General features: G+C 68.7%; 17 protein-coding genes and 1 pseudogene. 8 read left to right on the top strand and 10 right to left on the bottom strand.

All coding sequences use genetic code 11. The features are described 5' to 3' along the window. Positions 1-1036: 1036 nt before the first annotated feature. Together BIV23_RS31475 and BIV23_RS31480 are read right to left on the bottom strand one after the other, a co-directional pair. Positions 1037-2284, bottom strand: coding sequence for an FAD-dependent monooxygenase (locus BIV23_RS31475; RefSeq protein ID WP_071384384.1), 1248 nt, complete (start codon positions 2282-2284; stop codon positions 1037-1039). An 18-nt stretch (positions 2285-2302) separates the two neighbouring features. Then, entirely contained in the window at positions 2303-3151 is an 849-nt protein-coding gene (locus tag BIV23_RS31480) for an alpha/beta fold hydrolase (protein ID WP_071384385.1), read from the bottom strand. A 77-nt stretch (positions 3152-3228) separates the two neighbouring features. On the opposite strand from BIV23_RS31480, the gene BIV23_RS31485 reads away from it, so the two are divergent. Both BIV23_RS31485 and BIV23_RS53650 read left to right on the top strand, forming a co-directional pair. Next, positions 3229-4134 carry a helix-turn-helix domain-containing protein gene (locus BIV23_RS31485; RefSeq protein ID WP_245790730.1) on the top strand — a complete coding sequence of 302 codons (906 nt, stop codon included), beginning with the start codon at positions 3229-3231 and terminating at the stop codon, positions 4132-4134. Positions 4135-4465: 331 nt separating this feature from the next. Further along, a complete protein-coding gene (locus BIV23_RS53650) occupies positions 4466-4606 on the top strand; it encodes a hypothetical protein (RefSeq protein WP_425443543.1) in 141 nt (46 codons plus the stop codon). Here BIV23_RS53650 and BIV23_RS31490 read toward each other — a convergent pair. After that, positions 4590-5153, bottom strand: coding sequence for a dihydrofolate reductase family protein (locus BIV23_RS31490; protein WP_071384386.1), 564 nt, complete (start codon positions 5151-5153; stop codon positions 4590-4592). The genes BIV23_RS53650 and BIV23_RS31490 overlap by 17 nt on opposite strands. A 174-nt stretch (positions 5154-5327) precedes the next feature. Here BIV23_RS31490 and BIV23_RS31495 point away from each other — a divergent pair, with 174 nt between their 5' ends. Next, complete coding sequence (locus tag BIV23_RS31495) at positions 5328-6350, top strand: RNA polymerase subunit sigma-70 (RefSeq protein ID WP_071384387.1); 1023 nt, start codon at positions 5328-5330, stop codon at positions 6348-6350. A gap of 436 nt (positions 6351-6786) precedes the next feature. On the opposite strand, the gene BIV23_RS50670 is transcribed toward BIV23_RS31495, so the two are convergent. The 3 genes from BIV23_RS50670 to BIV23_RS50675 form a co-directional block, all read right to left on the bottom strand. Continuing rightward, positions 6787-6939 carry a hypothetical protein gene (locus BIV23_RS50670; protein WP_177240107.1) on the bottom strand — a complete coding sequence of 51 codons (153 nt, stop codon included), beginning with the start codon at positions 6937-6939 and terminating at the stop codon, positions 6787-6789. Next, entirely contained in the window at positions 6936-7367 is a 432-nt protein-coding gene (locus BIV23_RS52405; RefSeq protein ID WP_245790731.1) for a hypothetical protein, read from the bottom strand. The genes BIV23_RS50670 and BIV23_RS52405 overlap by 4 nt, the downstream gene beginning before the upstream one ends. A gap of 141 nt (positions 7368-7508) precedes the next feature. Beyond that, positions 7509-7682: a hypothetical protein gene (locus BIV23_RS50675; protein WP_177240108.1), complete on the bottom strand. Its 174-nt coding sequence runs from the start codon at positions 7680-7682 to the stop codon at positions 7509-7511. A 120-nt stretch (positions 7683-7802) separates the two neighbouring features. On the opposite strand from BIV23_RS50675, the gene BIV23_RS31510 reads away from it, so the two are divergent. Next, positions 7803-9092, top strand: a complete 1290-nt coding sequence (locus tag BIV23_RS31510) for a hypothetical protein (RefSeq protein ID WP_071384389.1) — start codon at positions 7803-7805, stop codon at positions 9090-9092. Between the two features lie 40 nt (positions 9093-9132). Here the strand turns inward: BIV23_RS31510 and BIV23_RS31515 are convergent, their stop codons facing one another. Together BIV23_RS31515 and BIV23_RS31520 are read right to left on the bottom strand one after the other, a co-directional pair. After that, positions 9133-9390 carry a hypothetical protein gene (locus tag BIV23_RS31515; RefSeq protein ID WP_071384390.1) on the bottom strand — a complete coding sequence of 86 codons (258 nt, stop codon included), beginning with the start codon at positions 9388-9390 and terminating at the stop codon, positions 9133-9135. A 500-nt stretch (positions 9391-9890) separates the two neighbouring features. Beyond that, positions 9891-10670, bottom strand: coding sequence for an NAD(P)H-dependent oxidoreductase (locus tag BIV23_RS31520; protein WP_071384391.1), 780 nt, complete (start codon positions 10668-10670; stop codon positions 9891-9893). A 138-nt stretch (positions 10671-10808) separates the two neighbouring features. Here BIV23_RS31520 and BIV23_RS31525 point away from each other — a divergent pair, with 138 nt between their 5' ends. The 4 genes from BIV23_RS31525 to BIV23_RS53310 all read left to right on the top strand — a co-directional run bounded on the left by BIV23_RS31525 (position 10809) and on the right by BIV23_RS53310 (position 15949). Continuing rightward, complete coding sequence (locus BIV23_RS31525; protein WP_071384392.1) at positions 10809-11660, top strand: helix-turn-helix transcriptional regulator; 852 nt, start codon at positions 10809-10811, stop codon at positions 11658-11660. A gap of 207 nt (positions 11661-11867) precedes the next feature. Further along, positions 11868-12008, top strand: coding sequence for a hypothetical protein (locus BIV23_RS52410; protein WP_245790732.1), 141 nt, complete (start codon positions 11868-11870; stop codon positions 12006-12008). Between the two features lie 1251 nt (positions 12009-13259). Further along, positions 13260-14561: a hypothetical protein gene (locus BIV23_RS31530; RefSeq protein WP_143079151.1), complete on the top strand. Its 1302-nt coding sequence runs from the start codon at positions 13260-13262 to the stop codon at positions 14559-14561. Positions 14562-15127: 566 nt separating this feature from the next. Continuing rightward, positions 15128-15949, top strand: a complete 822-nt coding sequence (locus tag BIV23_RS53310) for an AfsR/SARP family transcriptional regulator (RefSeq protein ID WP_079173514.1) — start codon at positions 15128-15130, stop codon at positions 15947-15949. Here BIV23_RS53310 and BIV23_RS54090 read toward each other — a convergent pair. Both BIV23_RS54090 and BIV23_RS31545 read right to left on the bottom strand, forming a co-directional pair. Continuing rightward, positions 15937-16137: pseudogene (locus BIV23_RS54090) on the bottom strand (IS5/IS1182 family transposase); the annotation flags it as partial. The gene BIV23_RS53310 and the pseudogene BIV23_RS54090 overlap by 13 nt on opposite strands. A gap of 315 nt (positions 16138-16452) precedes the next feature. Then, the gene (locus BIV23_RS31545; RefSeq protein ID WP_071384396.1) at positions 16453-17685 is read right to left on the bottom strand and encodes a class I adenylate-forming enzyme family protein; all 1233 of its coding nucleotides are present in this window, start codon (positions 17683-17685) and stop codon (positions 16453-16455) included. Between the last annotated feature and the right edge of the window lie 91 nt (positions 17686-17776).

Here is a 17776-nt window from a genome sequence, read left to right on the forward strand (position 1 = left end):
TGTCCCGGTCAATGTGATCTACATCGGTCTCGCGGGAGACGCGATGAGTGCGCCGTCCGCGCCGGCGGTCTACGCCAGGTGGTCGCACGGTGTGCGGAGTGGCCCCGACCGCCCCCGTCACCGTGCGCGCCTACCAGGGCGTCATCTGCGCTGTGCCCGGGCGCTGCGGATCGGTGGCACCGGCGGTTCACCAGCCGCTCCGGACACGACACCTGCCCAAGACCAGGATCAACACCACCGGCGACGACGCCGTCCGGCTGCTGGAGCATCTGCGCGAGCACGGCGCCGGCCGCGCCTTCGGTCCCGGGGTCCAGGCTCTGCGGCAGATCATGGTGCAGAACCACTACCGTGACGAGGCGGGCCGCCTGCGCTGGCGCACCGTCGGCGACGGCGGGCTGCCGCCCCCTCCTCGGCGATCGTCTCTCCCTACGACATCACAGCGCGCTACGTCCGGCACGGGCACATCATCAGCTGGAAGGGATTCGCGGCCCATGTCACCGAGACGTGTGCCTCCGACAGCGTCAACGCGATCACGGACGTGGCCACCACCCCGGCCGCCACGAACGACGGCCAGGCCCTGCCCGGTATCCCTGCCCGGCCGGCGCGGCGCGGACTGTTGCCCGCCGAGCATCCGGTCGACGGTGGCTACACCTCTCTCGTCCACCTGGAACGAGCCGAGAGGGAACACCGGGTCACCGTCAGCGGGCCGCTGCCGGGCAACCCCACCCGCCAGCACCGCAGGAACGAGGGTTTCGGCCGGGACGACTTCCGCATCGACTTCGACCGCCGGCAGGTCACCTGCCCCCGGGGCCAGGTCGGCGCGGGCCGGCATGGCCCCTACCCGACCTCCTCGCCGCGTCCGCACCGAGCAGCAGACACCCGAGCACAAGGCCCGCTACGTGGTCCGCTCCGGGGTGGAGGGCTGCCCAAGAGCAGCACCTGCGCCTTGTTGACCAGCAGGTCCTTTCCCACGCGGCCAACAGGCTCAGGCCCATTGTGGGCATTGCTGCGCGCGGTGCCGCCGCTGCGGCGGTCTTCAACGAGGCCGTGAGACGTCCCTGGCTGGCACGGTCGCGTGGCCTGATGACGGCCGGTAGTCGTCGACGGTCATGGAGTTGTAGAGGCGTGCGCTCTTGGTGGTGAGGCGGAGGAGGGCGCGGCTGGGGCCCGCGGGCAGGGCGGAGATCAGGCGGGCCCCCTGGGCCAGTCCCTTCACGCCGAGGCGTGAGGTGGGGATCAGGGTCTTCGCCGCGCTCAGCGCGACCGCGCGGCTGCCGTGCACGTGCTCCGCCATCATGCGCTCGTAGGCGGGGAAGGCGCGCTCGTGGTCGCCGCCCGCGCGCGCCAGTTCTCCGGCGAGGACGTACGCGCCGACGACGGCCAGGGTGGTGCTGCCGCCGACGGCCGGACCGGGGCAGTAGCCCGCGTCGCCGACGAGCGTCACCCTCCCCTGCGACCAGGTGTCCATGCGGAGCTGGGTGATCGAGTCGAAGTAGAACGCCGGGGTGCGGTCGAGCTCGTCCAGCCAGCGGTCCACGTGGGCGTGCATGCCGGCGAACGCACCGCGCAGCAGCTCCTTGTGCCGGGGCACGTCGTGGTGGTGGTAGTCGAGCTCACGCTCGCTCCGGAACAGGAACAACGCCCGCGCGTCGCCGAGGTGCCGCGCGCCGTACATGCCGGCAGTGCGGCCGACGCCGACGTGGATGAGGAGTTCGCCGTCGAGGTCGGAGATGTTCGGCAGGGTCAGCACCCCGAGGTAGGCACCGATGAAGGCGCTGAAGCGGGGCTCCTCGTCGAAGACGAGGCGGCGCACGTTGGAGTGCAGCCCGTCCGCGCCGACGACGAGGTCGAAGCGGCGCGGCGCGGCGTTTTCGAACCGCACCTCGCCGTCGGGCGAGATCGCGGTGATCGAGTCGCCGAAGTGGTACTCGACGTCGTCGCGTGTGGCGTTGTGGTAGATCTCGCTCAGGTCGTCGCGCATGATCTCGACGTGCCGGTCGGACGCGGCGCTGAAGATCTTGGAGAGGTCCGCCCGGACGGGACGCCGTGCGCCCTCCCGGTAGACGGTCATTCGGTTGGTGCCGGTGGCCCGCTCCTCGATACGCGGGAGCACGCCCATCTTCTCCGAGATGTTCATCGCGGGCCGAAACAGGTCGACCGCGTGGCCGCCGGTCTTGCGCAGAGCCGACGCGCGCTCAACGACGGTGACGCAGAAGCCGTGCCTGGTGAGCCAGTAGGCCAGCACCGGACCGGCGACGCTGGCGCCGGAGACGAGAATCTGCATGGCACCCCTCGTTTTCATTCAGTCCGCCTGTACGGCGTGGATCGCGGTGAAGGCCAGCAGGGGGGTGGCGGTCCGCGGGGGATCCTCGAGTATGGGTGAGTGTCCGAGACCGGACAGCAGCTCGACCCTTGCGCCCGGAACGGCGCGGTAGTCGGAGGCGGATGAGGATCGCCATCTGCGGTCGTCCTCGCCGAAGATCACCAGTAGCGGCTTGCCCAGAACCGTCAGCCGATCCGGAAGCGTCCGCTGCTCGAGGTAGGAGCGGGTGGCCCGCATCGTCGTGGTGAGCGAGTGGTACGTCATACCGCGCACATCGTCCAGGAGCTCTGCTGGGATCTGGTAGCCCGCGCGGCTGAAGCCCGTGCTCGCGAACTGCCGGAGTTGCTCGTCGGTCGGCGGCCACTGCGAGAGGCCGATTGCGGCGGACTCCGATGCGATGAAGGCGTCCAGGCTGGGACCGGTGTTGACGAGCACGAGCGCGGTCACCAGGTCGGGCCGCTGTTCGGCGAGGGCGGTGGCGACCACGCCGCCGCTGGAATGACCGACGACCACGGCGTGCTCGACGCCGAGCCGGTCCAGTGCCACGCCGGCCCGGCGTGCCTGGTCCGGGATCGCGTAGCTGCGGTCGGCCGGTTTGGCCGACCGGCCGTGCCCGAGCAGGTCGATCCGGACGACGCGGTGAGATGTGGTCAGCAGCGGAACCATCGGGTTCCACGAGCGGGTCGAGGATGCGGACCCGTGGATGAGGAGGAGAGCGGGGGCGTCGCGGGGGCCGTCCTGGCACACGTGGATGTCGCCGTCGTCCAGCGACAGGGTCGAACTCTCGGCGTCGCCGTTCACGTACGGACCGCCGTCAGAAACAGTCATGAGCCCACTGTCTCCGCCAGTACGCACCGGTGGATTGGACGAATGTTCCCCTCAGCCGGCGCACGTAGCATGGGATGATGCGGTCTTTTGTGCACGACGCGGCTGTGTGGGGCGTGGAGTGCCCGCGGCTGCCCAGCCGGGTGGCCGGTGTCACCATGGCCGGGTTCAGTGTCCGTGACCTGGACGCGCTCCGGATAGTCCCGCACCCGGCTGTGACGCTGCTCCTGGAGTTCGGCGCCGGTTCGCCCGTCCTTGACTGTGCCGCAGGGCGGCAGCAGCGGGGAAGCATCGTCGCCGGGCCCGGGCTCGGGTCCGCGGGCGCGGTTCGGGCGCGGGGAGAGAACGTCGAGTGCGTACAGGTGCGCCTGTCCCCCGTGATCGCACGCGCGATTCTGGGCGCCTCCCCCGCCGACCTCGACGGCGGCGTCGTGTCGCTGGGCGACCTGTGGGGCCGGGAGGCGTCACGGATCCGCGAGCAACTCGGCGATGTCTCGTCCTGGCGGGATCGCTTCGTGTTGACGGACGCGCTGCTCGCCCGGCGGCATGAGGCGGGGCCGCCGGTGGACCCGGAGGTGTCCTGGGCCTGGCACCGGATCGTTGTCAGCCGTGGCCTGATCCGGGTGGATGGACTGGCGGCCGAGGTCGGGTGGAGCCGTAAGCGGCTGTGGTCCCGGTTCCGGTCGCAGCTCGGCCTGCCGCCCAAACGCGCCGTGAAGCTGGTGCGTTTCGACCATGCCGCCCACCGCCTGGTCGCGGGTGAAGGCGCGGCCCACGTCGCCGCCGACACCGGCTACGCCGACCAGTCCCACCTGCATCGGGACGTCATGGCGTTCACCGGGGCAACCCCCGCGACCGTGGCCGACGAGCCGTTTCTCGCCGTTGACGACATCGCCTGGCCCAGCCGCGGAACAACCGCCATGCCACACGTCCCCAGGGAGCTCCTGCTCGGTCGCCGGCCGGAGGCGAGACGGCCACCGCTGTGAACGTCGCCTGCCACCGGGCTCCTTCAGTTGTGCGTCGTGAAACCCACCTTCACCGGCAGCCTCTGGTAGAGCCGCGAGATCACCCGTGTTTGCGGCTGGTGACACGAAGCGGTGATGACAGGAGCCGCGGTGCTCGACGCGGCGGTGGTGACCGGGACGGCGGCGATTGGGGTAGCAGCGACGCCGGCGCACCTGCCGCCTGGTCCGGCGAGACACCAAGAGGCGCGGATCTCGATGTGTTTGTGACCGGTCACCTGTCACAAACAGGCACGCTGCCGCGGGTGATGCGCCAGCGCCCGTCACGGCCGTGAAGGTCTGGCGGGCCCGGATCGTGTCCGAGCCCGTCACCGACTACATCCGCTTCGAGCACGCCACTCGTTCATCAGGTGAGGGGCGCGGTCACGGAGTTCGGCCCGGCCGGCCTGGACCGCCGCCCCCGCGACGAAAGATTCGGGTCAACGCCGGTAGGTGAGATAGACGAGGTCTTCGACGGTGTCGGTTGCGGCGAGGTGCCAGTGTTTGGCGTCGGCGGTGTCGCTGAAGAGGCGGGTACCGTGGCCGATTACCAGCGGAAAGACGACCAGGCGAAGCTCGTCGATCAGGTCGTGCTCGACCAGTTCACGCACCAGCAGGGAGCTGGCCCAGATCATGATCGTTCCGTCGACGTCGGCCTTGAGCTTGGCTGCTTCGGTGGCGGCGTCACCGTTGAGCACGGTGGTGTTGGTCCAGGACGGGTCGGTCAATGTGCTGGACAGGACGTACTTCGGGATGCTCCTGGTGAGTTCCGCGACGGGGTTGGTGCCGTCGGCGTAGCGCGGAGCAAAGAATTCGTAGGTGCGGCGGCCGAACAGCATTGCCTGCACGCCACGCGTGTCGTGCACGATGCGTTGGATCCATTCTTCGTTGGCGGCCGCCGACAGGCTGTCGCGCCAGTCGAAGGCGCTGACGCTCTCCTCGCCGATCGGGTCCTGCATGACACCGTCGAGGGTGATGTTTTCGAAGACGGCGATCTGTCCCATTGGGTGCTCCTATTGTTCGAGGTCACCGAGGTAGATCCGGGGCGCGGCGAAAACTGGGCGGTGCGCGCCGCCCAGTTTCCCCGGGGCGCGGGGTCGGTCTGGTGGACGGCTTGTCCGGCCGGATCCGCAGCCGAAACCGGCGGCGCTCGACCGGCCCGAGGAGAGGATGATGCGGTGACCGCAGAGCTGATCGCCCGGTGCAGGGCCGGCGACGCCGACGCGTTTCGCGAGCTCGTCGAACCGTTCCGCCGGGAGCTGCTGGTGCACTGCTACCGGTTCCTCGGTTCGATGCACGATGCCGAGGACGCCCTGCAGGAGACGTTGTTCGACGCCTGGCGGGGGCTCAGCGCGTTCGAGGCGCGGTCGGCGGTGCGAACCTGGCTTTACCGCGTCGCGACGAACCGCTGCCTCAAGGTGTTGCGGGCCGCCGGCAGGAGGCCGCGAATGGCGATCCCCGGTACCAACGCGGCTGGGTTGGAGCTGCCCGAGCCGTCTGCCCACGGCGAGGTGGTCTGGCTCGAGCCCTGTCCCGACGTGCTGCTCGACGGGGTTCCCGACACCGCGCCCGGACCCGAGGCGCGCTACGCATCGAAACAGGCGATATCGCTGGCGTTCGTCACCGCCGTCCAACTGCTGCCGCCGCGTCAGCGCGCCGTGCTCATCCTGCGGGACGTACTCGGCTACCGTGCCGCCGACGTCGCCGAATTCCTTGACAGCACTGAAGAATCCGTCACCAGCGCCCTCAAGCGCGCCCGCGCCGGCCTCCGAGCGCAGACGTCACGATGCGGCGCCACGCAGCCACCACCTCCGCCCGACTCGCCATGTGAGCGGCAGCTCGTTGACGGCCTCACCCGGGCCTTCGAATCCGGCGACGTCGACGGCGTGGTCGCGCTGCTCGCCGACGACGTCCGCCTCACGATGCCGCCGCTGCCGGTCGAATACCTCGGCCGCGAAGCGGTCACCCGTCTCCTGGCCGCCGTCTTCCAGCGGATCACCCGTTACCGCCTCGTCGCGACCCGAGCCAACAGTCAACCCGCCTTCGGCGTCTACCTCCTGGACCGCCACACGGTCACTTGGCGCGCCACCGGCTTGCTGGTCCTCACCCTCGCGGCAGACCGCATCACCGCAGTGACCCGCTTCGAAAACAGCCACCTACCCCGCTTCGGCCTACCCCGCACCCTGCCACCCGACCACTGACAAGGCCGAGCTGTTGCGTTCGGCCGCCCGGGGGAGGGCGCCCACGTTGCACGCAACACAACTGGCGACGGTATCCCGGTGTGGCGCCCTGACCTGGCGCGTCAGGGGCGTGCGGTCGGCGTACGCCTGCGCCACGCTCCGAAAGCGTTGTTCCGCCCGTTCCCGGGCCTGCACCGCCTGGCTGCTCTCCCCGAGCTCGCGCAGCTGTTTGTCGCTGACGGCACGGTCCGGGGTCGTGGAACAGGCCGAGACGGCTAACAGGACGATCACCGCCAACGATCCCCACACGCTCTTCGAGCCGGCGGCACGTCGCGCGAAAGCTCCCACACTTGTCCGCCTCTCATCGGCAGGCGCCTCTCCAGCGCCGTACGCCCGGCCCGGCTGTCACTGTCCATCAGGACGGCCGGGCCGGACATGAGTACCCGTACTCAGACGGCTACAGGCTCATGGCTGCCATCATGCGTTCGAGAGCATGCGCGTACAGGCGCGTGCCCCCGATCTTCGGGTGGAACGACTGGGCCGACAGGCCGTACTGGTTGATGAGCGGCCAGTCCTTGATCGGCTCGTCGGACTTGGTCAAGGTCTTCACGAGGCCGTGAACCTGTTCCGGGTCACCGCACACGCCCTTGCCGGCGAAGTCGCTCTTCGGGTTGGAGAACACACGTTGATGCCCGAGGCCTTGGCGTCGTCGGCCGCGCCCTGCATCTGCGCCGCCAGTGTGTCGGCGGTGTCGTCGAGCCAGCCCGCGGATTCTCGTGCGGTGAGCAGCCGGTCGGCGTAGACGGGCGGCAGAGCCTGGGTGATGTCGCGGATCCGGGCGTCGTCGGTGGTGCCCGGCGCGGCGGTGAACCCGAAGCAGGCCCGGGTTGAAACGACCAGGCCGGCGGTGGTCGCGGCCCTCTTCTTCGCCTTTGCCAGCGCACCGGGGGTGGCCGCATCGGCGCGTGCGGCCGCCGTGACGAGCCAGCCGGCGAGAGGGCCGAAGGGGTGCCGTGCGATGAGGTTCGCCGGATCCATGAGCCGCGGATCAGCGCGCCATGACCGGCTCGTGCGGTGGGCCCTACAGGTGATCACGGGCCCAGCTGGTGAGCCATCCGGCGAGGAGGGTACCGACGGCGGTGGCGGCGCCGCGGACGAGGCCCGTGAGGGCGGCACGCGTCATGCTGCGGCGAAGACGGCGTTGCCGTTGCGCGGAGGGCGGGTGGACACGGTGCCGGGCGCCTTGCCGGTCGGCAGCGGGCCATTGGGGACGCCGCGGGGCGGGGGTGCCGGCTTCTCGTGAGTCCATGTCGGTGCCTTCCTGCTCTGGTCGTCGAGTCCCTGCCACACCATGAGGCTCCAGGCTGCGCCGGCCTCAATCGGGTGCGGGCTGCTGAGAGGATGCACAGGTCGGGAGTTTGTGCGGAAGCAGCAAAAACCCTGTGAGCAGGGTTTTTCGGGGGTTGGGAAGCGATGGCGGTGCCGCGTGAGGACCGGGTGCACAACGGGCCGGGCCGGCCGCGCAAGGATCCGGAGGGCCTGGCCCAGCCGGTTGCGAAGTGGGCCGAATATCTGCGGCCGCGGGTGGATGCCTGGCCCGTGCGGCGCGAGGCGGCCGAGGCGTTGGGCACGGAGGAGTCGCGGCTGTCGCGCATCGTCCGGGGCGAGGTGATCCCGTCCCGGGAGTGGCTGGCCACATTCCACGAGGCCTACGCGCGCAAGACGGGACGCCCCGTGTCGGACCGTGATCGCAAGGACGCCGCCGTGCTGTACATGGAGGCGCTGCGGGCCGTAGAGGAAGCGGCCCGGGAACGGACCAAAGGCCGGAACCCGCATCAAAGAAGGTCGGTGTTCTACCAACTCGAGGACAAGCTCGGCGAAGCCCTGCACCGGGAACAGGAAGCGGTGCAGGAGCTGGAGCAGGCCCAGCAGGCGCAGCGGACCCTGGATGTGGAGGTGGCGCGGCTGAAGGCCGCGCTCGCCCGGGCACGGGCAGATCTGCCCGCCGCCGAGGCGGACAACAGACGCCTGCGCGCGGCGAACGAGCAGCAAGACCAGCAGCTCGTCGCCGCAGCCGCCTACGTGCGCGACCTGGAGACACAACTGCACAACCGCGAGCTGCAGCGTGTCTCCATGCTGGAGACGATCCGCCAGCTCCGCCAGGAGATCACCGAACTACGCCAGCACGGCCATCAGCTTCAGCAGCGGCGCCAGCGCTTCCTCTCCAAGGCCCGGATCGCCAAAGCGGAACTCAACCCGGTCGACCTCTTGACCTCACTGATCCCCGTCGGCCTCGGCCTGTGGACCGCCACCCTCCTCATACCGAAATTCACCCTGCACGGTGCCATCCCGCAGCAGTTGCTCGCCCTCCTGTGCTGCGCCCTCGCGTTCACCGCCTCCATCGCGGTCGCCAACACGCCGCTCAGCTTGCTCCGGGTCTTCATCGGCCAAAAGTGGTACGAGGCGGACGAACACGAAACCGTCCTCTTCATCCTCGGGACTGTGCTCAACCTGATCGCGTTCCTTGTCCGCGTGGCCTCCTATGGCGTGGCCCTGTGGCTTTCGGTGATCCTCTGCCACACCGTGGGACTGCCCGTCGACCTCTCCGGGAAGAGCGCCGCGCTCCTGTCCGGCATCATCGCCGCAGCCGTCTCGGGAGTCATCGTGCATACGATCGCTGTCGCCGCAGCCATGCTCCGGGCCAAAGAAGACCAAGCTGCCCTCGAACGTCACCGAGAAATGATCAAAAGGCAGCGGGCATGAGAGCACACCCTCCGTACCAGGTGTGGCTGGTCCAAGTCGCTTACCGGGCCAGGCATCGGCTGCCCGAGGGCGACACGGCGCGGCGGGCGCCGGTGATGCCGCGGCCGGCCGCCGTGGTGTTCTGCGTAATGGCCGGTCGGACCTGATGGACGAGCGTGGTGGCGCGCTCCGGTTCGCCGCTGCGGGAGCGGTGGGTGCTGGCGGCCCTGTCGTTCAGCGCGGTGGCGTCCGCTTTCTGCGGCGTGGCCGGGGCGGACGAACCGTAGTTGGCGGCCAGGCTGTTGAGCCTGGTGGTCACGGGGGCTGGGCATGGCCGGCCTCTTGTCCATCCCGGCCGCCTCTCCCGCCAGGTGCCGGACGCCGTCCGCCGGCGCTCCCCCGCGCCGGGCGCCCCGGGCGCCCAACCGCCACCGGGGACAGGACGTCGGGCACGTCGACGCGTTGAACATCCGACCCCGCGGATACGCGTGAGGCACCGCACCGCGCTCTGGGCGCAACTTGTACCCCCTGTGCTGAACACAGCCGACACGGGGGCCACCCGGCAGTCAACTCCACGCTCCCTCCGTCGCGTTGGGCGCATCCAAGAACGCCCACCCCACAGCCTGCACCCCGTTCTGCATGGTTTCAGCCACGGACGCCACGTGACTACCCGTCAGGCGCGAGTCGGGCCCGGCTCCGTTCCAGCCGGGGAGCGGAGGTGCCCAGGGACGAGAGCAGGCAGCCGGCGGCCACTGCTGCCACGGCCCTCAGCCTGCTCTCGGGTTCGCTCCCCGGCTCGTCCTGTTCCATCGCCGGCGGTCAGCCGCGCACGTGCAGCCCGAAACCCGTGCGGCCCGCGGGCTCCAGTCCCTCCTTCAGGTGCAGCGAGGGGATCTCGTAGTCACCGAAGTTCTGCCGCCGGAACGCAACCGGCTCAGTCGACTCCAGGCTGAGCAGGCGCTGCTCCCAGGCCCTGGCGACGTCCGGGTAGTCCTCGCCGGTCATCCGGTCGGTTCCGTACAGCACGAACGGCGGCAGCACCTCGATGCCCGGGTAGTAGAGGATGCCGTGCTGGATCGGGAACAGCAGATCGTCGATGGGGCCGTTGATCCCGCGAGCGGCGTAATGCGACTGCGGACCGCCGGCGGTCACCGACAACAGAGCCCTCCTGCCTGCGAGGGTGCCTTCGCCGAAGCGCTCGCCGTACTTGGTGTCGCTGTGCTCGCCGACGCCGTACGCGAAGCGGTAGGTGAACACCCGGTCCACCCAGCCCTTGAGGATCGCGGGCATCGAGTACCACCACAGCGGGAACTGGAAGATGATCGTGTCGGCCCACAGCAGCTTCTCCTGCTCGGCGAGGACGTCCGGGGTGAGCGTCCCGGAGTCGAAGGCCCGGCCCGAGTCCAGGGCGACCTTCAGCGGACGTGAGGCGTTGGGGCCATAGTCCGCGGCGTCCACGACCGCCTTCCAGTTCATCGCGTACAGATCGCTCACCCGTACCTCGTGCCCGGCATTCTCCAATGTGGACACCGCGAGGTCCTTCAGTGAGCTGTTGAGCGACTTCGGCTCCGGGTGGGCATGGACGATCAGCGTCTTCATGGGAACTCCTTCGGATCGGATGCCCTCGATCCTGAGCGCCGCGGCGCCTGGCGTTCAGGGGCTCCTGTTCCGTCGGACGGGACTTCCTGGTAATGGCAGGGCCACCTTCACGGGCTCCGCCGAGGCGATACTGGGGGCATGGACGATCTCGCGGGCTTCCTTCGGACCCGGCGTTCCCGGGTCGGCCCGGCGGCCCTCGGCATCTCCACCGACAGCCGCCGGCGGGTCGAGGGGCTGCGCCGCGAAGAGGTCGCGCACCTGTCCGGAGTCAGCGTCGACTACTACGTACGCCTGGAGCAGGGCCGCGCGACCCAGCCCTCCGAGCAGGTCCTCGACGCCCTCGCCCGCGTCCTCGGCCTCGACGAGACCGAACGCGGGCACCTCTACCGGCTCGCCCGGCAGCGCCGCCGCCGTGCGAAGACACCGGGCGGGCGGGTCCGGCCCGAGCTGCTGCGCGTCCTGGACCTGGTCGCCGACGGACCCGCGCTGATCATGAACCACCGCCTGGACGTGCTCGCCGGGAACCGCCTCGCCGGGCTCCTCTACGGTCGGCCGGTGCCGGGCCTGAACACCGCACGGCACATCTTCCTCGAGGAGGCCGAGCGCGGCCTTTACGCGGACTGGGCGAACTGCACCCTCGACGTGGTCGGGCACCTGCGCCTGGCCGCCGGCAAATACCCCGATGATTCCCGCCTGGCCTCACTCATAGGCGAGCTGGCGATGGGCAGCGAGCGCTTCCGCCGCCTCTGGGCCCGCGCGGACGTGCGCGCCCGCTCACACGGACGCAAGGCGTATCGGCATCCGCTGGTCGGACTGCTGGAGCTGCACCAGGAGAACTTCGCGCTACCGGACGGATCGGGCACGGAGCTGCTGGTGCTGTCCGCGACCCCCGGCAGCCCCGCCGAGGACGGGCTGCGCCTGCTCTCAAGCCTGGGCGCTGCCAGCGGTGACGCGCATCCCACAGTGAACCCTCAGATCCGCGACTACTGACTTCCGCTCGTCAGGATGAACTTCCTCGAAGTCCCTGATGGGCATGGAGCGGGGTCTGTGCAAGGACAACCGCGGCAGCAGGCAGTGACCGGTGCTTGCATGCCAGGAACGGGTTCCCGAGCTCGGCAACTCCCGCATCGCACAGACACAGGTAGCCCACCGGCCCATCCCGGCGACGGATTCCCCTCGGTGGGAGCGGTACCGTCCGTGCCGGGCTACTACGAGGCCGTTTCCCACAGCGGCATCACGCTCGGGCCGGTCATCGGCCGGCTGCTTGCTTCGGAGATCCTCAGCGGGAAGAGAGACGAGATGCCGGCAGACTTCCGTCCAGAGCGGTTCCTCTCGTGACAGCTTGGGCAAGAGCCGGCGTTTGCCGGGCTTTGAGGCGCTGACAGCGCCCGTCGTGGTGTCCGGCCCGCGGCCACGGGGGAGAGCGACGGGCCGGACGTTTCACGATGGCATACGCCCGTGCCCGGCGCAGGCGAACGGGCACGCAGAGGCGATGATGCAGCGCAGCGATACGGCTGTGGCTTGCGGCCGCGGCCCCGGTCACATCGACGAATCGGTTCTCCTCGCGTCCCCACCGACAGGTCTGACGTCCGTAGCTGCTCGACCCGGTCGTTGCCCACTTCGCCGGGGTGTGCCCATACCCCGGCGCCCTTGACGATCTCCATGGCGTGAGCCTGGTGCTACGCCCAGGTCGCCGACACCCAACATCCTTTTGCGGGTTCCAAGCCTCGTTGCGGCATGGTGCACAAGGGGGCCGAAAGGTCATGTTGCCGCAGGGAGAGCGAGGGACTTAGGCTCGCTGCGGGGAGCAAGCGGCCCTGAAGAGGGGGAACGCACCATGCTGGAGCAGGAATCAGCGTCGTACAACGAGGAATTCGCTGACGGTCTACTGCGTTCTGACAGCTTCTCATACGGATTCCGATCCCGACTTCCACACGGATTCCCACACGGATTTCCATGCGGATTCCCATGCGGTTTTCGCCCTGTTCGAGCGAGGACGTCACACGGTGGCGTGGATGGGACGCGGTCGCGATCTGCCAGCCCCTTGCCTCGGCCCATGACGCGAGTCGACTCCCCTCCGTCATGCCGCTGACGGGGATGCCGGTGCCGTCACATGCGAGTGGCCACGCCCCGGCTTCCCGTTGGGAGGCGCCGGTCAGCCCGGCAAGCCCCTCGCCCGCCCGCAGCGGCTCGGCAACCTGTTCCGAGAGCAGACGCACGTCTGTCTGACGAGCGGTGCCCACATCACTCTTCCCATGGCGATTGAGACTCGGATGAGAGGCAGCAGTGAACGATGCCGCGAAGCCAGGCGGTAAACAATATCGCAGGACGTTGCGAAGCATGCTCGCGGGACTTCGATTACCCGAGAACGAAGTTGTCAGGCATGTGGCGATACAACTTACCAAAGATTGCGCATTACGTCCGCGGGCTGCCTGGAGAATGGCCAACGAGTTGACCCTGGGGCAGGCGGCCATCCGGTTCAATGCTGTGCTGGGTGACCCGAGAGCGCCCGTGGCGGCCGGTCGAATATGGGAATACGAGAAGTGGCCGCATCGCGGCACGCGACCCTCGGTTGACACACTGCGGGTCATGGGTGCGGTGTACGGGACGTCCTGGAGTTCCTTGATAGATGTCGAGGACCTCAAGAAACTGCCGGAGCCCGCCCGCGCCGCCTATCTGGCTGAACGTTCTCGAACGGAATCTCCGAGCGGGGGAGCCTTCGGGACTCAGGGACCACGGCGTGGTCCCACCGATTCGGGTGGGGCGGGTTCGGTGTCCGCTGCCGATGACGCCGCACTCGACGGTCTGGAGATCAGTGCGGCCCAGTCCCTCGAACTGGCCGGGCTTGTCGCCGAAGCGAACGTCGACGACGACGTGCTCGCGCTGCTGCAGAACGAGCTGCTTGAGCTGACCTTCTTCCTCATGCGCAGCTCCCTCGCCGCGTCGTACCGGCGAGCGGTCCGGCTTCGCGATCAGGTGTGGGACCTCCTGCGTCGCCGTCCACGAGCAGGCCGTCAAAGGGAGTTGTCCGTCATCGCCGCGAAGGTGTGCACCCTGCTCGCGTGGATATGCGAGGACTTGGGCCGGCGCGCTGTCGCCCTCGGCCACGCACGAGCCGGCTGGATGTGCGCGGAGCAGGCCGACCACAACGGTGCCCGACGATGGATACGTGTCGCACAGTCCCGGATGGCGTTCTGGTCGGGCGAATACGCCAAGTCGGCCCAATACGCCGCCGACGGCCACAACCACCCTTTCCCGGACGGGTTGGATTCCTACCTGACGCTCTTGGAGGCTCGGGCCCGGGGTGCCGCAGGGGCGCAACAGGAGGCGCTGTCCCTGCTGTCACGGTGGAAGAACAGCTCGGTCTACGAAGCGGATCCACGCAACGAAGACCTGTTCTTCAATCTGACCCTGGACCGGGAGCACTATCTCGCCGGTGGCTCTCTGTTGTTGCTGGGCCGGGCCGGCGATGCGCTGGATCTGTTGGACGAGGCGATGGTGCTGTACAACCGACTTCCCCGACCGCGCCGGTACTACGGCATGGAGATGATCACGCGGATCGACACGGTCCGGGCATGCCTGCGCAGGGGAGAGCTGGAGGCCATACCGGCGATCATCGGCCCGGTGCTCGAGGTGCAGCCCACTCGGCGGCTCACCATGCTCTGTCTCGGTATCCGGGAGCTGGCCCATGAGATTTCTGGTACCCCGTACAGCAAGAGCGCCATCGGCCGCGAACTCAGCGGCACCATAAGGGATTTCTGTGATCGGGCCGAGCTTGCGACGCGAGGTGACGGTCAGCGTCCGTTGCACCAGAAGGCCGGCCCGGTCGCGGCTCGGGCGCGAGATGCGCCGGGTGGTACCGCAGGCGGCGAAGGCGGCACGTGTGGCTGAGTTGGTCACTACGAGTGTCGAGGATCAGACTCCGGTCATCACGATCACTCGAGCCGGTGACCCGAGATCGCGTTCTCCTGCGGCCTGATCGTATGCGGAAACCAGCCAAGTTCGGGCTCCCCGAGGTGTCACGGGGACTCATTCGGGCCGGGGGAGGCGCCATCCGGCTGCCCAGACGTCTCCTTTGTCACATCGCGATGGAGGCCCTGCTCACCGGCATATTTATTTAACAATGAACCGAAAACTCTGCCTCCACCTGCGGAAAATTATCCCAACGAAGAATCAAAAACGCTGGTCAGGTGAGTGATCGTGGGCAGAAAGATGCGGGAGATTCATGGTGATGGTTCCTCTCCTTCCTTCTGTCACGCTGATCCAGTGCGTGTCGCGACGATGGCGTGATCTTCCTGGGACCCGAATGACCCTCGTCGAGCAGGGCCAGTGCCGCCCGATATTTTCATGTAACATAGTTCTGCGTGTCACATGGGCTACAAGTGCACAATCCGTCTACGAGCCTTCCGTGGATCCTGACTCATTCTGCCGCCCCCAAGGCCGACTATGGAGTCCTGATGAACGTCGGAATACTGGGCCCTTTCTTACTGTCCGTTGACGATCTTTCCGTCTTCGTGGAACTTGCCCCCAAGCCTCGAGCTGTTCTCGCCACCCTCGTTGCCCTCGCAGGCGAAACGATCCCCGTGTCGACTTTGGTTCGTGAAGTCTGGGGAGACGACTCTCCCGTCAGTGCGCTCCGTAACATTCAGACCTACGTGCTCCAGTCACGTAAGGAGCTGGCCCGGGTTACGGGGCTCCCCCCTCGCGTAGTGGCCAGTGAACTGCTGGTCACACGGCCCGGCGGGTACATGTTCAACGACGCGGCTGCGCAACTGGATTACCGGCGGTACAAAGAGCTGAGCACAACTGGCCAGAGCGTCCTGCGCAGTGGCGGCACTGCGGAGGGAATCTCACTGCTCTCCCGCAGCCTTGGCATCTGGCGCGGCGCCGCCTTCGTGGATGTGATGACCGGTCCCGCACTGGGATCCCTGCGGCACCAGTTGGAGGAATCCAGGCTCGGCACCGTCGAGGCCCTGTCGGACGTGAGGATCGGCACAGGCCGGCACGATGAGGCGATCTTCGACCTCGCCCCGGCGGTGTCGAACAACCCCCTCCACGAAGGACTGCACTATCAGTACATGCGAGCCCTGGCCGTCACCGGGCGCCGGGCGAAGGCACTCGAAGTCTTCAACCTCCTGCGGCTGAACCTGGTGTCCGAGCTGGGCATCGAACCCGGCGCACCGATCCAGCAGTTGCAGTATCAGATCCTCAACTCGTCGGACATCGGTCACATGGCCGCGTACTCGCCGTCCACCGGCGGGATGGCGCCGGTGGTGTAGGCGGCGAGCTGGTCGGCGCGGTCGGGGAGCACCGAGATGCCGTGGCGCCTGCAGATCCGCGTGATCCGGATGATCCGGTGGGTGCGGGCGGCCGTCAGGTGGTGAGCACGTCCCGCGGCGCAGGCGAGGTCCACGGCCGCCGCCCCGCCGGATCGGGTCACCACCGGCACGTTCACCCCGTGCCGACGAGGCGTGGGGGAAACAGCCGGGCAGATCGATGACAGCGGTCGTAGAGGCGTGGGCGGCAGCGAACTTCTCCTCGGGCCGTCCGGCAGCCAGGACGTTCGCACCCCGAGCGGCGAAGGCAGGTGCGGCGGCTCGCCCGGTGCCGGCGCCGCTGCCGGTGATGACTGCGGTCTTCCCCGTCGGGGTGGCCATCGCGTCTCACCTCCTGGTCGGGATGAACAGATCCTTCCGCCCAGAAGAACACCTTTCGCAGGGCACTGGTTGCACTCGTCGGCGCGGCCGGGAAGCCGGCGGCCGCAGGCCGCCGGTCCGGTTCGTCAGGTCGGCTGCCCGCCCCGCGTGAGCGTCCGTCCCGCCGTCCGGTCGGCCAGCAGGACGTGGTCGAGCCCCCGGGTCAGGCTGTGCCGGTCCGCGGGCGGATCGATTCGGCCGAGGATCCGCAGCGCGCCGTCGGCCGGATCGCGCACCGCCCGGTCACGGGTACACAGCCAGCCAGGTCCGTCCGCGGCTCCGTCGGCGATGAAGCGGGCGGGTGCCGTCTCCTCCGTCAGATACGGCGTGCGCTCCATGCGGACCTGCAGCTCTCCGTCGACCAGCCGCACCCGCGTCCCCGGCGCCGCCATGCCCACCGTGCCCGGGCCGAACCATCCCGTCGGGTCGGCGGCCACGATGCCGGTCTCCGTCGTGCCGTACGCCTGTCCGATGCGCACGCCGTATCGCTCGGTGAACCGGGCGTACACACGGTCCTCCAGCCGGTCGCCGCCGGAGATCGCGCGGTGCAGCCTCGGCATCCGCACGGCGCGGTCCGCCAGGGCCAGTCCTGTGAAGTGCTCGGTCATGCCCAGAATCGTGTCGGAGCCCGACCGGATCGCCGCGCGGAGCACGGCCGGCCTCGTGCTGCGGCTCGCGAAGACCGTGACGGCACCGGCATTCATGTTCTGCAGCAGGCCACCGATGAGGTTGAAGGAGTGCGCGACCGGGCCCAGAAGCAGCACCTTCGAGCCGGGTCCGGGCATGCCGCCGATACGGCGGAAGACGTCGAGTTCGGTCAGCAGGGACTGCGGGGTGCGTCCCACTGCCTTGGCCAGTCCGGTGCTGCCGGAGGTGAAGTGGACGAGGCAGTGGTCGCTGACGGCTCGATGCCCGCCCCGGAGCTGGCGGACGAACATCTCGCACTCGTCCTGAAAGCGGTGTGGCCCGAAGGAGGACGCGTCGAAGGACACGTAGAACTGGGGCCGGCAACGGTCGAGGAGCCGGCCCAGCTCACGGCCGCGTATCGTCGGTCCCATCAGCATGACCTGAGCGTCGAGCGACCACAGTGCGAAGACGGACCACAACTGGGTGAAGCTCGGGGTTCCCCGCAGGGCCACGGTGGTGCCGGGCCGGATGCCGTGGGCCAGGAAGAGCCGGCGCAACGCGCCTGTCTGTGTGCGGAGCCGCTCGTATGTCACCTCGTGACGGGCCCGTGCCCACACCGCACCCGCGGGATGCCGTGCCAGCAACTCCGCTCCCCACCAGTCGGGCTCACCGGCACCGGACGTTTCACGCATGGAGGATGCCCACACTTCCCACTCCTCGCCAGGACTGTGCCGCACTGGTTCGAACACCGGAGTGAGGAGAAGAGTTGCACACCGGCGGGGA

The organism is Streptomyces monashensis, from assembly GCF_001866665.1.
In the GTDB taxonomy this organism is placed as follows: Bacteria; Actinomycetota; Actinomycetes; order Streptomycetales; family Streptomycetaceae; genus Streptomyces; species Streptomyces monashensis.

What these genes read in the sequence shown, in the direction of transcription:
- BIV23_RS31475 (WP_071384384.1), bottom strand. Translation starts at nt 2,284, where the DNA reads ATGCAGATTCTCGTCTCCGGCGCCAGCGTCGCCGGTCCGGTGCTGGCC.
- BIV23_RS31480 (WP_071384385.1), bottom strand. Translation starts at nt 3,151, where the DNA reads ATGACTGTTTCTGACGGCGGTCCGTACGTGAACGGCGACGCCGAGAGT.
- BIV23_RS31485 (WP_245790730.1), top strand. Translation starts at nt 3,229, where the DNA reads ATGCGGTCTTTTGTGCACGACGCGGCTGTGTGGGGCGTGGAGTGCCCG.
- BIV23_RS31490 (WP_071384386.1), bottom strand. Translation starts at nt 5,153, where the DNA reads ATGGGACAGATCGCCGTCTTCGAAAACATCACCCTCGACGGTGTCATG.
- BIV23_RS52405 (WP_245790731.1), bottom strand. Translation starts at nt 7,367, where the DNA reads ATGGATCCGGCGAACCTCATCGCACGGCACCCCTTCGGCCCTCTCGCC.
- BIV23_RS50675 (WP_177240108.1), bottom strand. Translation starts at nt 7,682, where the DNA reads ATGGTGTGGCAGGGACTCGACGACCAGAGCAGGAAGGCACCGACATGG.
- BIV23_RS31510 (WP_071384389.1), top strand. Translation starts at nt 7,803, where the DNA reads ATGGCGGTGCCGCGTGAGGACCGGGTGCACAACGGGCCGGGCCGGCCG.
- BIV23_RS31520 (WP_071384391.1), bottom strand. Translation starts at nt 10,670, where the DNA reads ATGAAGACGCTGATCGTCCATGCCCACCCGGAGCCGAAGTCGCTCAAC.
- BIV23_RS31525 (WP_071384392.1), top strand. Translation starts at nt 10,809, where the DNA reads ATGGACGATCTCGCGGGCTTCCTTCGGACCCGGCGTTCCCGGGTCGGC.
- BIV23_RS31530 (WP_143079151.1), top strand. Translation starts at nt 13,260, where the DNA reads ATGGGTGCGGTGTACGGGACGTCCTGGAGTTCCTTGATAGATGTCGAG.
- BIV23_RS53310 (WP_079173514.1), top strand. Translation starts at nt 15,128, where the DNA reads ATGAACGTCGGAATACTGGGCCCTTTCTTACTGTCCGTTGACGATCTT.
- BIV23_RS31545 (WP_071384396.1), bottom strand. Translation starts at nt 17,685, where the DNA reads ATGCGTGAAACGTCCGGTGCCGGTGAGCCCGACTGGTGGGGAGCGGAG.